Source organism: Nocardia sp. IFM 10818, assembly GCF_054655275.1.
Genome location: NZ_BAAHJH010000001.1, coordinates 2,837,207 through 2,850,698, shown reverse-complemented (window position 1 = coordinate 2,850,698; position 13,492 = coordinate 2,837,207). Strand labels below are relative to the sequence as shown.

Annotated in this window: 13 protein-coding genes; 7 read left to right on the top strand and 6 right to left on the bottom strand. The window is 69.8% G+C overall.

Going from position 1 to position 13,492, the window contains the following annotated elements:
- Positions 1 to 14: 14 nt before the first annotated feature.
- The 5 genes from ACYQ5L_RS13105 to ACYQ5L_RS13085 all read left to right on the top strand — a co-directional run bounded on the left by ACYQ5L_RS13105 (position 15) and on the right by ACYQ5L_RS13085 (position 5,315).
- Positions 15 to 1,178 carry a TDT family transporter gene (locus ACYQ5L_RS13105; protein WP_459957617.1) on the top strand — a complete coding sequence of 388 codons (1,164 nt, stop codon included), beginning with the start codon at positions 15 to 17 and terminating at the stop codon, positions 1,176 to 1,178.
- 102 nt (positions 1,179 to 1,280) lie between these two features.
- Positions 1,281 to 2,507 carry a L,D-transpeptidase gene (locus ACYQ5L_RS13100; protein ID WP_459957616.1) on the top strand — a complete coding sequence of 409 codons (1,227 nt, stop codon included), beginning with the start codon at positions 1,281 to 1,283 and terminating at the stop codon, positions 2,505 to 2,507.
- A gap of 154 nt (positions 2,508 to 2,661) precedes the next feature.
- Entirely contained in the window at positions 2,662 to 3,645 is a 984-nt protein-coding gene (locus ACYQ5L_RS13095; protein WP_459957615.1) for a nitrilase-related carbon-nitrogen hydrolase, read from the top strand.
- Entirely contained in the window at positions 3,642 to 4,667 is a 1,026-nt protein-coding gene (locus ACYQ5L_RS13090; protein WP_459957614.1) for an agmatine deiminase family protein, read from the top strand. Before ACYQ5L_RS13095 ends, ACYQ5L_RS13090 begins: the two co-directional genes overlap by 4 nt.
- Before the next feature lie 33 nt (positions 4,668 to 4,700).
- Positions 4,701 to 5,315 (top strand): TetR/AcrR family transcriptional regulator, encoded by a 615-nt coding sequence (locus tag ACYQ5L_RS13085; RefSeq protein ID WP_459957613.1) that lies wholly within the window; start codon positions 4,701 to 4,703, stop codon positions 5,313 to 5,315.
- Between the two features lie 43 nt (positions 5,316 to 5,358).
- On the opposite strand, the gene ACYQ5L_RS13080 is transcribed toward ACYQ5L_RS13085, so the two are convergent.
- The gene (locus ACYQ5L_RS13080) at positions 5,359 to 6,342 is read right to left on the bottom strand and encodes an oxygenase MpaB family protein (RefSeq protein WP_459957612.1); all 984 of its coding nucleotides are present in this window, start codon (positions 6,340 to 6,342) and stop codon (positions 5,359 to 5,361) included.
- Positions 6,343 to 6,498: 156 nt separating this feature from the next.
- Between ACYQ5L_RS13080 and ACYQ5L_RS13075 the strand changes: the two genes are divergently transcribed.
- Together ACYQ5L_RS13075 and ACYQ5L_RS13070 are read left to right on the top strand one after the other, a co-directional pair.
- Positions 6,499 to 7,137, top strand: a complete 639-nt coding sequence (locus tag ACYQ5L_RS13075; protein WP_459957611.1) for a TetR/AcrR family transcriptional regulator — start codon at positions 6,499 to 6,501, stop codon at positions 7,135 to 7,137.
- Positions 7,138 to 7,223: 86 nt separating this feature from the next.
- On the top strand, positions 7,224 to 8,237 hold the full coding sequence (locus ACYQ5L_RS13070; RefSeq protein ID WP_459957610.1) for an NADP-dependent oxidoreductase: 1,014 nt from the start codon (positions 7,224 to 7,226) through the stop codon (positions 8,235 to 8,237).
- 10 nt (positions 8,238 to 8,247) lie between these two features.
- Here ACYQ5L_RS13070 and ACYQ5L_RS13065 read toward each other — a convergent pair whose 3' ends face one another.
- The 5 genes from ACYQ5L_RS13065 to ACYQ5L_RS13045 form a co-directional block, all read right to left on the bottom strand.
- Positions 8,248 to 9,264, bottom strand: coding sequence for an ABC transporter substrate-binding protein (locus tag ACYQ5L_RS13065; RefSeq protein ID WP_459957609.1), 1,017 nt, complete (start codon positions 9,262 to 9,264; stop codon positions 8,248 to 8,250).
- A gap of 62 nt (positions 9,265 to 9,326) precedes the next feature.
- Complete coding sequence (locus tag ACYQ5L_RS13060; RefSeq protein ID WP_459963422.1) at positions 9,327 to 10,148, bottom strand: ABC transporter ATP-binding protein; 822 nt, start codon at positions 10,146 to 10,148, stop codon at positions 9,327 to 9,329.
- Positions 10,142 to 11,227: a FecCD family ABC transporter permease gene (locus tag ACYQ5L_RS13055; protein ID WP_459957608.1), complete on the bottom strand. Its 1,086-nt coding sequence runs from the start codon at positions 11,225 to 11,227 to the stop codon at positions 10,142 to 10,144. The genes ACYQ5L_RS13060 and ACYQ5L_RS13055 overlap by 7 nt, the downstream gene beginning before the upstream one ends.
- Positions 11,224 to 12,240, bottom strand: coding sequence for a FecCD family ABC transporter permease (locus ACYQ5L_RS13050; RefSeq protein ID WP_459957607.1), 1,017 nt, complete (start codon positions 12,238 to 12,240; stop codon positions 11,224 to 11,226). Before ACYQ5L_RS13050 ends, ACYQ5L_RS13055 begins: the two co-directional genes overlap by 4 nt.
- A gap of 71 nt (positions 12,241 to 12,311) precedes the next feature.
- On the bottom strand, positions 12,312 to 12,974 hold the full coding sequence (locus tag ACYQ5L_RS13045) for a hypothetical protein (RefSeq protein ID WP_459957606.1): 663 nt from the start codon (positions 12,972 to 12,974) through the stop codon (positions 12,312 to 12,314).
- Positions 12,975 to 13,492: the final 518 nt, after the last annotated feature.

Here is a 13,492-nt window from a genome sequence, read left to right as displayed (position 1 = left end):
CCGATGCTGGATGCATGACCACAGTGACCCTCCGCCGCAGCGCCGACACCACCGCACCCGTCGCGAAGCGCGCAGCGTCCGCGCCGCGGCAGACCGCCGAATCGGCCCGGGAACCCGCCAATTCGCTGCGGCAGCTGGGGCCGAACTGGTTCGCCGTCGTCATGGGCACCGGCATCGTGGCCAATGCCGCCGCCACCCTGCCGCTGCAGTTCCCGGGCCTGCGCGCCGCCGCCACCGTGGTGTGGGGCCTGGCCGCGCTGCTGCTGATCGTGCTGGCCGGGGCCTGGGTCGCGCTGTGGCGCCGCCATCCCGACGCCGCCCGCTCGCACGGCGCCAACCCGGTCATGATGCAGTTCTACGGCGCACTGCCGATGGCGCTGCTGACCGTGGGCGCGGGCACCCTCACCCTGGGGAGCGAGGTGATCGGGCCGTCCGCCGCGCTGACCATCGACTGGGTGCTGTGGTCGGCCGGTACCGCGCTCGGGCTCATGACCGCCGCCGCCATTCCCTACCGCATGATCACCCGGCACAACTTCGATGCCGATTCCGCCTTCGGCGGCTGGCTCATGCCGGTCGTGCCGCCCATGGTGTCGGCCGCCACCGGCGCGCTGCTGGTGCCCTACGCTCCCGCCGGCCAGGCCCGGCTGACCCTGCTGTTCGCCTGCCTCGCCATGTTCGGCCTGACCCTGATCGCCGCCGTCGTCACCATCACCCTGATCTGGTCGCGGCTGCTGCACCACGGCCTGCCCCCGGCCGGCATGGTCGCCACCGTGTGGCTGGTGCTGGGCCCGCTCGGCCAGTCGGTCACCGCCGCCGGGCAGCTCGCCCATGTGGCCCCGCTGGCCCTGCCCGCTCAGGATGCCCGCGGCCTGGACGAGTTCGCCCTGCTGTTCGGCGTTCCCACTTGGGGTTTCGCCATGCTGTGGCTGGCCCTCGCCATCGCGGTGACCGCCCACGCCCGCAAGTCCATGCCCTTCAATATGACCTGGTGGGGCTTCACCTTCCCGCTGGGCACCTGCGTCACCGGCAGCACCGTGCTGTTCGCCCACACCGGAGCCGATCTGTTCGCCGTCGTCGCCGTGGCGCTCTACGCCCTGCTGGTGGCCGCCTGGTCGGTGGTCGCGGTGCGCACCGCCCACGGTGTACTGCGCGGCAATCTGCTCCGCCCGGCCCGGTGAGCACGGCGCGTATCAGCGGAAATCCGGCACGATCTACTAGCCTGAGCCGTAACAAGAGCTGTGCTGCAGTGCGGTGCACGGCGAATACGGAAGGGAGCGCTCATGCCACCCCGCCGGTTTCGATCCACCGCCGCCACCGGAGTGCTCGGGGCGCTGATCTTCGTGAATACCGCCTGCTCGTCGCCCTCGACGACGAGCGGGACACCCGAGATCGTCCCACCGCCACCGCCGCTCATCACCGTGCTGCCGCCGCCCGGCGCACAGCGGGTCGACCCGGCCGCACCGGTGTCGGTCAGCACCAGCAGCGGCATTCTCACCAGGGTCACCCTCACCAATGACGAGGGCCGGATCATCGACGGCACGCTGACCCCCGACCAGACCACCTGGAGACCCAGCGAGCAACTCGGTTACGGCCGCAGCTACACCCTCACCGCCGAAGGTCTCGCGGTCACCGGGCCGACCGGGCCGATCACCTCCACCTTCTCGACGCTGACTCCGGACAATCAGACCAAGGTGACGCTGCGCAACACCGGCGCGGATCCGCTGCAGGACGGCGGCACCTACGGCGTCGGGACGGTGATCGTCGCGCATTTCGACGAGGACATCCCCGACCGCGCGGCCGCCGAGAAACGCCTGCACGTCACCACGGTTCCCTCGGTGACCGGCTCCTGGCACTGGCTCGACAACCGCAATGTGCACTGGCGGCCGCGCGAGTACTACGCACCGGGCACCCGGGTGACGGTCGCGGCCGACGTCTACGGCGCCGAGCTCGGGCCCGGACTGTTCGGGCAGGAGGACGCCCGGACCAGCTTCGTCATCGGACCGTCGCATGTGTCCATCGCCGATGACAACACCCACCGGATCGAGGTCTACGAGAACGGGAACCTGGTGCGCACCATGCCCACCTCCATGGGGATGGGCGGCAGCACAACCGTTGGGGGACGCACCATTTCGTTCTGGACCCAGCCCGGCGTCTACACCGTCCTCGGCAAGGCCAGCCCGGTCATCATGGACTCCTCCACCTATGGCCTGCCGTCGAATTCGCGCCTCGGGTACAAGGAGAAGATCTACTGGGCGACCCGCATCAGCACCGACGGCATCTACCTGCACGCGCTGGACTCCACCGTCTGGGCGCAGGGGTCCACCGACGTCTCGCACGGCTGCCTCAATCTGAGCAGCGACAATGCCGCGTGGTTCTACGAGTTCTCGATGATCGGCGATGTGGTGGAGGTCCGCAATACCGGCGGCGATCCGCTCGAGGTGTGGCAGAACGGGGATTGGGGCGTGCCGTGGGACCAGTGGGTGGCGGGCAGCGCGCTGCGGCAGTAGATCCCGAGCTACCCGGTCATTGTCTGACTAGGATTTCAGTTTTTACTCGAAACAACCGACTCATGCCTTCGGAAAGCTGCTACTTGACTGACTGAACTTTCAGTTTCTATGGTGGCTGCGTACCCACACCCCCACACGGGAGGCATGAAGCCCCATGGTCAAGCCGGAATTCGTACTCGCCACCGCGCTCACCCCGCCGCCGTCGTTCGCGCGGGCGAGCGAGCCCGATCGCGCGCCGCTGCGGGTCGGGCTGGTGCAGCATCAATGGCTGCCCGACGCCGAGGCGCTGCGGGCTCAGCTCAGCGAGGGCATCGGGCTGGCGGCGGCGCAGGGGGCTCGCGCGGTATTCCTGCCGGAGCTGACGCTGTCGCGGTACCCGGCCGATGTGCGGGCCGCGGAGAATCCCGGCGCGACCGCCGAGGACCTGCTGACCGGGCCGACCTTCCGGTTCGCCGCCGCGGCGGCGCGCGAGCACGGGGTGCTGGTGCACGCCTCGCTCTACGAGCGGGCGGAGGCCGGGGACGGTCTCGGATTCAATACCGCCATCCTGGTCTCGCCGGAGGGCGAACTGCTCGGGCGCACCCGCAAGCTGCACATTCCGATCAGCGACGGCTACTACGAGGACACCTACTTCCGGCAGGGGCCGGCCGAGGACGCCTACCCGGTGTATCGCCCGGACGCGCTCGACGGCGCCGCGATCGGCCTGCCGACCTGCTGGGATCAGTGGTTCCCGGAGCTGGCGCGGGCCTACTCGCTGGGCGGGGCGGAGATCCTGGTCTATCCGACGGCGATCGGCTCGGAGCCGTCGTTCCCGGCGTTCGACACCCAGCGGCTGTGGCAGCACGTCATTGTCGGCAACGGCATCACCGCGGGGACGTTCATGGTGGTGCCCAATCGTTTCGGCGATGAGGGCAGCGTGAACTTCTACGGGTCCTCGTTCATCTCCGATCCGTACGGCCGGGTGCTGGTGCAGGCGCCGCGGGATCGGGCGGCGGTGCTGGTGGCCGATCTGGATCTGGCGCAGCGCGGGGACTGGCTGGACCTGTTCCCCTTCCTCACCACCCGCCGGCCCGATACCTATGCCGCGCTCACCGCGCCGGTGGACGCCGACCGGCCGCACGGGGCGGTGGCCTCGTGAGCTGGCGGATGCCCGCGGAAACCGCTCCGCAGGAACGGATCTGGATGGCCTTCCCGCCGCTGGGGGCCACCGCCTTCGAGGACGCGGACTCGGTGCACGCGGCCCGGACGGCCTGGTCGGCGGTCGCGCACGCGGTGCTGGACTTCGAGCCGGTCACCATGATGGTCGATCCGGCCGACCGGGACGCCGCTCGCAAGTACCTCTCCGCGTCGATCGACGTGGTCGAGGCTCCCCTCGACGATGCCTGGATGCGCGATATCGGGCCGACCTTCGTCCTGGACGAGGAGGGCCGCCTCGGCGCGGTCGACTGGGTGTTCAACGGCTGGGGCGCGCAGGAGTGGGCGAGCTGGGAGCACGATCGGCACATCGGCGCCACGGTCGCACGTCTGGCGGGCGCGGAGCTCATCGATTCGCCGCTGGTGAACGAGGGCGGCGGCATTCAGGTCGACGGGCTGGGCACGGTGCTGGTCACCGAGACGGTGCAGCTCGATCCGGGCCGCAATCCTGGACTGGACAAGGCGGCGGTGGAGGCCGAGTTGGCGCGCACTCTCGGTGTGTCCCAGGTGATCTGGCTGCCGCGCGGGCTGGTCCGCGACAGCGAGCGTTTCGGCACACGCGGGCATGTGGACATCGTGGCCGCCATCCCGTCGCCGGGAAAGCTGCTGGTGCACACCCAGACCGATGCCTCGCATCCGGACGCCGCCGTGACCGCCGACATCATCGCGGGACTGCGGGAGAGCCGGGACGTGCACGGGAACGCCTGGGACATCGTGGAAGTGCCCGCGCCGCAGGTGCTTCGCGATGACGAGGGCTGGGTGGACTACAGCTACATCAACCACCTCGTGGTCAACGACGGCGTCATCTGCTGCGGTTTCGACGATCCCAATGACGCCAAGGCCCGCGACATCCTGGCCGAGGCGTACCCGGGCCGCCGGGTGGTCTCGGTCGACGCCCGGGAGATCTTCGCGCGCGGCGGCGGCATCCACTGCATCACCCAGCAGCAACCCGCTGCGTTAGCATGACCGCAGCTTTGCGAACGGACGAGGAGTAGTGGCATGACGAGCCGGCGGGAAGCGATCCTGCAGGCCAGCGCCACAGCGATCGCCGAGCGAGGGGTGCGCGGCCTGCGGGTCAGCGATGTGGCCGAGGTGGCCGGGGTGTCACCCGGACTGCTGTACTACCACTTCAAGGATCGCGACGGACTGCTCGCCGCGGCGCTGACCTATATCAACGACCGGGCCCGCGCCTACCGCACCGCCTCCGATCACTCCGAGTCCGCGCGCGAGCGGCTCATCAGCCAGATGCTCGGCGAGATCCAGGAGAATCCCGAGGTCCGCGAGATCTCCCTGGCCTGGAACGAATTGCGCGCCTGCGCCGTCTACGAACCGGCCCTGCGGGATCCGCTGGCCCGCACCGCGCGACGCTGGAATCAGGAGATCGCCGACACCATCCGCTTGGCGCAGGCGGTCGGCGAGGTGGCCGACGAGGTCGACCCGGACGAGGCCGGGCTCATCGCCACCGCGCTGACCGAGGGCCTGTCCTCCCGCTGGCTGTGCGGCGAACTGGAGACGGACACGGCGCGCGAGCATCTGCGCAAGGGTTTGCAGAAGTTGCTCCCGCAGCCCGCCGCGCGGTCGCGCCCGGCTCGGCGCACGGCCGCACGCGGCTGACGCATTCGAACCGGGACGGCGAATCATGCCGCCCCGGTTCGGATTACGCGACCCGCGCTTGCAGTTCCCGAGCGTGGGCGGCCAAGCGCATGGCATCCGGGCCACCGAAGTACCGGTTCATGGCATCGGCGAAGGGACGGAAGGCGAAGGCCAGCATGGCCGGTCGCGTCAACCACAGCGACAGCGTCAATAGCGGGTCGGCCACGGCGGGGACACCGAGATTGCGGCGGGCGGGCCGGGGAACGACGGCCACCAGCTGCGGAAAGATCAAGGCGGTCAACAGGATCGGAGCGAGCTCACACAGCTGAGCGGGTGCGAAGCCGCGCAGCATGGCCACGATCGGGGCGACCACGAGGTCCGGCCCGAAGCTTTCGATCACTCCGAAACGATGGGCGATGCCCGCGTAGTACTCCGCCACCTCGGCGCAAGTGGTGGGGATCTGTTCCGGCCGCGCGCCCATCAGAATGCCGAATTGCTTTGCTTCCAGCCAGAATTGGTCGCGTTCGGCGGGCGGGAGGCGATGCGGCGGGCGCAGGCCCTCGAAGGCGAGGTTCTCGTACACCAGCAGCGCCGCCTGCAGGATCGTCACATGCGCGAACAGGACGAGTTCCTCGCTCTGCGCCGAATACTGCTCACCGGTGCCGGGGATGGTTCCGGTCATGGACCGGTGGTAGCGCCGCAGGTGCGCGGCCACCCGATCGGCGGTCGCCTTGTCGCCCAAGATGATCGGGACCGGGACGCCCACCGTGCGCTGCGCCCGGCGCACCGCCGTGATCGGGCTCATCCGGCGCTGGGCGCGCCCCTGGACCGCCAGCGGATCGTGGTCGACGAGGACGGCTTGCAGGGGAATGTGGGTCAGCTCGAGCAGCGCCGTCACCTGCCCGATGAAGGTGGCGGCCACCGGATGCAACAGCACCCGCCACACCTGTGATCCCGGACCGAAGTATCCGTAGTCGTGATTGTCATCGAGTCCCGCGGGCGTGGGCGCGGGGCCGCGCCGCCAGATGCGGACATCCTGCTTCGCCATGGGTTACCCCAACTCTCGGGGGGCTCTCGGGGCGTTGCCCCCGAACCCCCTTCGCCTTGATTCTTCTATTTCGGCTGTCCAGCAAGCGTATTGACCAGTCGTGAGACTTCACAAGTCATGTGACTTGTTCGTATCCGGACCGGTATCGTGGGCGGCGTGCCGGTCTCAACGGGAAAAGCCAAACGCAGCCGGGCCGACCAGCGGGAGGACACGCGCATCGCGATCCTCGACGCCACCGTGGCCAGCCTCGTCGAACACGGCCACGCGGCCACCTCGACCCGCGGCGTCGCCGAGCTCGCGGGGCTGAGTCAGGGTGCGGTGCAGCACTATTACCCGACCCGCGCCGCCCTGCTGGACGCGGCCATCCGGCGGCTGGCCGATCAGACCGCCCGGGCGGTGGTCGAAACCCATTCCGGGATAACGGGATCCGAACGCGAGCAGGTCGCCGAACTGGTCGACTCGCTGTGGGCGCTGGCGCAGGCGGCTCCGATCAGCGTGGGATTCGAATTCCTGACCGCCGCGCGCACCGATCCGGATATGGCCAGCACCGTAGCCGATCTCGTCGCCCATATCGAAACCACCGTGTTCTCGGTGGCGCGCCAGGTGCTCGGCGAGCTGGCCGACCGGCCGGGCGCCCGGGATTGGATGCGCATCACACTCATCACCGTCGCCGGCGTCCTGCTCACCACCTCGGTACCCGCGGCCTCCCGGCTCGTCCCGGAGTGGAGCACGGTCCGCAGCCACATCATGGCCAGCTTCGACATCTGGCGGGGCGGACTACCGCAACACCGCTGACCGGGACACGCCCTGTGAAACCCGGCAATCCGGGCCGGGCACTGGTCGAGAATGGGGCGGTCGCCCATCGAAAGGTCGTACCGCCGATGAAGAGCACCCGGATCGTCCTGGCCTCCCGCCCGACCGGCATGCCGGAGCAGGAGAACTTCCGCACCGAAACGGTGGAACTGCCGCCACCGCAGCCCGGTGAGGCGCTGCTCCAGACGCTCTATCTGTCGCTGGATCCCTATATGCGCGGGCGGATGAGCGATGCCCCGTCCTATGCGCCCCCGGTCGAGATCGACGAGACCATGTGCGGCGCGACGGTTTCGCGGGTGCTCGAATCCCAGGAACCCGCACTGCGACCCGGCGATTACGTGCTCGGGTACGGCGGCTGGCAGACCCATTCGGTGGAAAAGGCCCGATACCTGCGCAAGCTGGATCTGTCGGCCGCGCCACTCAGCACCGCACTCGGCGTGCTCGGCATGCCGGGCTTCACGGCCTACTCCGGCCTGCTCACCATCGGGCGGCCCGAACCCGGCGAAACCGTGGTCGTCGCGGCCGCCACCGGACCGGTCGGCGCGACGGTCGGCCAGATCGCCAGGATCAAGGGCGCCCGGGCGGTCGGCATCGCGGGCGGGCCGCAGAAGGTGGCACTGCTTCGCGAGAAGTTCGGTTTCGACGCCGCCGTCGACCACAAGGCCCCCGACTTCGTCGATCAGCTGGCGGCCGCGACGCCCGACGGCATCGACGTCTACTTCGAGAATGTGGGCGGGGCGGTGCTCGACGCCGTGCTCCCCCGCCTCAACAAGTTCGCGCGAATCCCGGTGTGCGGCTTGATCTCCGGCTACAACGCCACCGAACTTCCCCCCGGCCCGGACCGCCTGGGCATGCTCATGGGCCTCGTGTTGCGCAAGAGCCTCACCATTCGCGGGTTCATCCAGACCGAATTCCTCGATCAGGCAGGCGAGTTCTATCCCGACGCCGCGCGCTGGCTGGCCGACGGCCGCCTGACCTATCTCGAGGATGTCGTCGACGGCCTGGATCAGGCCGTCGACGCCTTCCGCGGACTGCTCACCGGGAAGAATCTCGGCAAGCTCGTCATCAAGGTGTCCGACTGACGGTGTCCGGCTAGGACTTCGGCAGCTCCACGCCGGTCGCCTCGGCCACATCGGCCAGCATCTGGCCGGCGGCCTGCACGCCGATGCCCGACATCCAGGTCTCGTCCGGAATCTCGACCACGCCATTGCCCTTCACCGCGCGCAGGTCCTTCCAGACCGGGCTGGTGGTGACGGCGTTCTTCTCGGTCTTGCCCGGATCGTCGATGGTGGCGACGAAGATGATGTCGGCGTCGGCCTGATCGATCTGCTCCGCGCTGACCTCGGTCATGATCTTCTTGGGGTCATTGGAGATCTGCGAGGCCGGGCGCGGCAGGCCGATATCGGCGAGCACCACGCCGCTGAAGGAGTTGCTCTGGTACAGGCGGGTCGGGCCGGCCAGGAAGCGGATCACCGAGACGGTGGGCAGGGCGCCGTTGTTCTTGGTCTTGATGGCCTCGCCCAGCGCGTGGGCGCGGGCCTCGTAGGCGCGCAGCGCGTCGGCGGCCTGCTGGTCCAGCCCGAGCGCCTTACCGTGCACGGCGAGATTGGCTTTCCAAGGGCCGCCGGTGGTTTCGGTGAAGACGGTGGGCGCGATGCCGGAGAGCTTGTCGTAGATCTTCTCGTGGCGGACCTTCGAGGACAGGATGAGATCCGGCTGCAGCGAGGCGATGCGCTCCAGATTCGGCTCCAGCAGCGGGCCCACATCGGTGACGTCGCCGAGCTTGTCGGCCAGGTAGTCCGGGAAGCCGCCCTTGGTCTTGGTGTGCGGAACCACCGCGCCGACCGGCTTGATGCCCAGCAGCGTGGTCGAATCCAGTTCCGCGGTATCGAGCACGACCACCCGCTGCGGCGCCTTGGGAATGGTCACCTGGCCCATGACGGTGTCGAGGGTGCGCGGGAAGCTGGCGGAATCGGCCGCCGACACCGGTGAATCGCCGGTGCTGGAGCCATTTCCGCAGGCCGCGATGCCGGACATGCCGACGGCGGCCGCGCAGATCGCGGCGGTGACGCGGGCGAATCCGCGCATGCGGAATCGGCGTGTGGACATGATCGTCCTCATTTCTCGTTGGGTGAAGCCACGTCACCCGGTGTGGGTGACGGTGTGGGGGGTCAGGCGGGGCTGAGTTCGGGACGGTGCCGGGCGGCGCGGCTGCGCGGAACGACAAGGGGGGTACCGGTTTCCGGATCCGGTATCACCCGGCAGTCGACGCCGAAGACGGTGCGCACGAGATCGGCGTCGAGCACCTCGGCGGGCGGCCCGGCGGCCGCGAGCCGGCCGTCGTGCAGGACGACGAGATGGTCGGCATAGCGCGCCGCCTGCCCGAGATCGTGCAGCACCATGATGACGGTGCGGCCCGCCTCGGCATGCAGCTCCGAGACCAGATCGAGCACATCGAGCTGGTGGCGCAGATCGAGGAAGGTGGTGGGCTCGTCGAGCAGCAGCAGCTCGGTGTCCTGCGCCAGAGCCAGTGCGATCCAAGCGCGTTGGCGCTGACCGCCGGAGAGCTGATCGACCTGCTGATCGCGCAGGCCGTCGGTTCCGGTGCGGCGCATGGCCTCCTCGACGGCCGCCTGATCCACTTCCGACCACGGCCGCAGCATGCGCTGATGCGGATAGCGGCCCAGCCGGACCAGCGCCTCCACGGTGATCGCCTCGGGCGTAATGGGTTGCTGCGGCAGCAATCCCAGCCGCAGGGCGAGGGCGCGCGCCGACATCCGGTGCAGGTCCGCGCCATCCAGGGTCACGGTGCCGCCGGAAGGGCGCAGCAGCCGCGACAGCGCGCGCAGCAGCGTCGATTTGCCGCAGGCATTGGGTCCGACGATGGCGGTGACCGCGCCGCCCGGCAGTTCCAGGTCCAGCCCGTCGATGATCGCCCGGTCGCCGTAGTGCAGCGCCAGATCCTTGGTGGCCAGCACATTGTCGCTCACGATGTCCTCCGATGGGCCGGGCCGCTCTCGCGCAGCATGAGATACAGCAGCCACGGCGCGCCGACCGTGGCGGTGACGACGCCCACCGGCACCCCGCCGGGCAGCACGTGTTGCGCCAATTGATCGCAGCCCACCAGCAGAGTCGCCCCCATGAGCCCGGTGACGGCCATGGTGGCGGCGGTGGGCGGGCCGACCAGCAGGCGCACCAGTTGCGGAACGGCCAGGGCCACGAAGGCGATCGGGCCGGTGAGGGCCGCCGCCAGCGAGGCCAGCACCACGGCCGTCACCAGCAGCCGCAGCCGGGCCCGGGACGCGGAAATGCCGAGCACGCCCGCCGATTCGTCGCCGAGATCGAGGGCCGCGAGGGTGCGGTACTGGAGGAACAGCAGCGCGATCACCAGCACGCAGGCGATGGCGGCGCCCGCCACCTCGGTCCAGGTGCGCCCGTAGAGCGAGCCGGTGGTCCACTGTTTGGCCGCGCTCGCCAGCTCCGCCGGGAAGCGCACGATGAAAAGGTTCACCGCGGCCTGCAATCCGGCCTGGACAGCGAGGCCCACCACGATCAGTCGGGTGATCGGCAGCCCGGCCCGGCCGAGCACGCCGAGCAGCAGCGCGGCGAACAGGCCGCCGCCGACCGCCCCGAAGGGCACCAGGGTCTGCCCGGCGCCGAGGGCCAGCACCGCGACCGCGCCCACCGAGGAGCCGCCGGTAACACCGATGACATCCGGTGAGGCAAGGGGATTGCGCAGCAGCCGTTGCAGCACCGAACCGGCGATGGCCAGCGCGGCGCCGGCGACCACACCGGCCGCCAGCCGGGGCATCCGGAACTCCTGGACGACGAAAACGTCACCGGCGTCGCCGAATCCGAAGGCGGCCCGCAGCGCGGCGCCCACCGGCATGTTCATTTCGCCGGAGGTCAGCGCGATCGCGGTGAGGGTCACCAGGGCGATCACCAGGGCGGCGCCCAGCGCCATCGTGCGCCGTCGCCGCCGGGCCGTCGTGGTCGGCGCGCCGGTGCGCGGCGTCGCGCTGCCGCGGAACGGTTTTCGCGGTCCCCGCTCGACGGTTGCGAGAGCGCTCATCGCGCCCTCCCCCGCTTGGCGAGCACGACCAGCAGCGGCGCGCCGAGGAAGGCGGTGAGAATGCCGACCTCCACCTCCGAGGGCCGCGCGATGACCCGGCCGAGGATATCGGCCGAGAGCAGCAGCAGCGGACCCGCGATCAGGCAGCCGGGGATGAGCAGGCGATGATCGTTGCCCACCGCCAGGCGCACCAGATGCGGTGCGGCCAAACCGATGAATGCGATCGGCCCGGCGATGGCGACCGCCGAACCGGCGAGCAGCACCACCGCCACCATGCCGGCGAACCGGATCCGCGCCACCGGCACGCCGAGCGCTTGGGCCGATTCGTCGCCCAGCGCCAACGCGTTCAGCGCGGGCCCCAGCGCCAGTCCCACGAGGGCGCCGATGATCAGCGTGGGCAGCATGGGCACCAGCACATCGAAGTTGCGTTCCGAGATGGAACCGGCCAGCCAGAAGCGCGCCTCGTCCAGGGTGCGCTCGCTGAACAGCATGACCGCCGAGGTCCACGACACCAACACCAGTTGCAGCACCGTGCCGCCGAGCACCAGGCGCACCGGATCGAGATCGCCGGAGCGCCGGCCGAGCGCGAGGGTGAACACCGCGGCGGCGGCCGCGCCCGCGAAGGCGAAGCCGATGTACTGCACCGGATGCGACAGCCCCAGCGCGAAAATCGCCACCACGACGGCGAATCCGGCCCCGGCATTGATGCCGAGGGTCACCGGCGCCGCCAACGGATTGCGGGTGATGCCCTGCACCACCGCGCCCGCCAGCCCGAGCGCCGCGCCGACGGCAATACCGACCACCGTCCGCGGCAGCCGCATTCCGGTGATGACCAACGCGTCGCGGCTGTGGTCATCACCGAACAGCGCTCCGAGCACCGTCGAGACGGGCACCGACCGCGTCCCGAGGGCCAGGCTCAGCACGACCACGACCAGCAGTGCGAGCAATCCGATGCCGAGCAACGGTATTCGTCTGCGCACGGCACGGGTACGTGTCGCGTCAACCAAAGTCACGAGCCGACAGCTTAGGTTAGGCGGGCCTAAGTCTGTCAAGCCGCTGGTTCACCCCGCGCCCGCCGAGTGGGCTATCTCATCGACCCCACATACGGCCGCAATCCGAGGGCGATATCCACACACGCCGCGAGCAGCACATCCCGCTCGGTCCGGTCGAGCGCGTGCCCGATCACCAACCGCGTCCCGAGAACAGGGGCCCGCAGCGGCGGCCCCGTCCGATCCCACCAGAGAAAGGTGTCCCCCGCCCCATTGGCGAGCCGCCCCGCCGACCACCCCGCCACCGTGCGCACCACATCCAGCCGCCCGGCCTCCTCGCCCATTCGATCCAGCACCAGCAGATGGAACAGATCATCGGTATCCCGATGCTCCGGATCCGGCACGAAGTGGAAAAGCGTTCCCGCCGTGGCCCCCACGGCCGTGGAGGTCTCGGCCCGCACGATCTTCCCGATGGCCGCCCCATCCCCCCGCGACACCACAGTGGGCGTTTCCCGATGCGAGTCCACCCACACCACCGACCCGTCCGTATAGGTCAGCAGATGCCGCCCCACCCCCACGTTCTGCAACCCGAACAAGATCGCCGCCCGCGCCCCCACCCCGTTCCCCGCCCCCTGCACCCCCACCGCCAACGGCTCGTCCGGCCCCACGGAAAACATGATGCGCAGGGCCCTGGAAGCGCCCAATCCAGGCGCCACCCGCCCCTCGATCATCATCGAGTCGTCCCGGCGGTCAGACATGCGTCAGATGGTAGGCCCGAACCCTTTCCCACAAGCCGACTTTCGCCATGCCAAACCTCCCGCCCGGCATGCCGCCCCCGGCCACGCCGCACCAACCGCCCCGCGACAGGCTCCCGCCCCGCCACGCCATCACACGCCACACGCCGCCGACATGGACAGCCGATCACCGGGAACTGGTGGCGGCATTGTGCGAGTAGCCCCCGCCACCAGTTCCCGGTCGATGCCTTTTCACACCGAACCGGCCCGCTCCACACCGAACGCACCCATGCACGACCACCCTGTGCACGCGCATGTCACCAGTCATCCCGTCGTCATCCCGGCATGCTTTTGGCCGGGATCCGCCCTGGCAGGCTGTGGATTCCGGCCAAAAGCGCGCCGGAATGACGTGGGCGACGAAGGTGACGAGGGTATTGCTCGCGAAGTCACGTGTGCACCCTGGTCACATCGCACACGGCCCGGTGGTCGCCGGCCGATTCCGCCCATGGCGAAGGGCTCGCGGTCCGGGGTGGGCCGCGAGC

Bases quoted from the DNA above. Each gene is read 5' to 3' on its own strand.
- ACYQ5L_RS13105 (WP_459957617.1), top strand. From the start codon at position 15: ATGACCACAGTGACCCTCCGCCGCAGCGCCGACACCACCGCACCCGTC.
- ACYQ5L_RS13100 (WP_459957616.1), top strand. From the start codon at position 1,281: ATGCCACCCCGCCGGTTTCGATCCACCGCCGCCACCGGAGTGCTCGGG.
- ACYQ5L_RS13095 (WP_459957615.1), top strand. From the start codon at position 2,662: ATGGTCAAGCCGGAATTCGTACTCGCCACCGCGCTCACCCCGCCGCCG.
- ACYQ5L_RS13085 (WP_459957613.1), top strand. From the start codon at position 4,701: ATGACGAGCCGGCGGGAAGCGATCCTGCAGGCCAGCGCCACAGCGATC.
- ACYQ5L_RS13080 (WP_459957612.1), bottom strand. From the start codon at position 6,342: ATGGCGAAGCAGGATGTCCGCATCTGGCGGCGCGGCCCCGCGCCCACG.
- ACYQ5L_RS13070 (WP_459957610.1), top strand. From the start codon at position 7,224: ATGAAGAGCACCCGGATCGTCCTGGCCTCCCGCCCGACCGGCATGCCG.
- ACYQ5L_RS13065 (WP_459957609.1), bottom strand. From the start codon at position 9,264: ATGTCCACACGCCGATTCCGCATGCGCGGATTCGCCCGCGTCACCGCC.
- ACYQ5L_RS13055 (WP_459957608.1), bottom strand. From the start codon at position 11,227: ATGAGCGCTCTCGCAACCGTCGAGCGGGGACCGCGAAAACCGTTCCGC.
- ACYQ5L_RS13045 (WP_459957606.1), bottom strand. From the start codon at position 12,974: ATGTCTGACCGCCGGGACGACTCGATGATGATCGAGGGGCGGGTGGCG.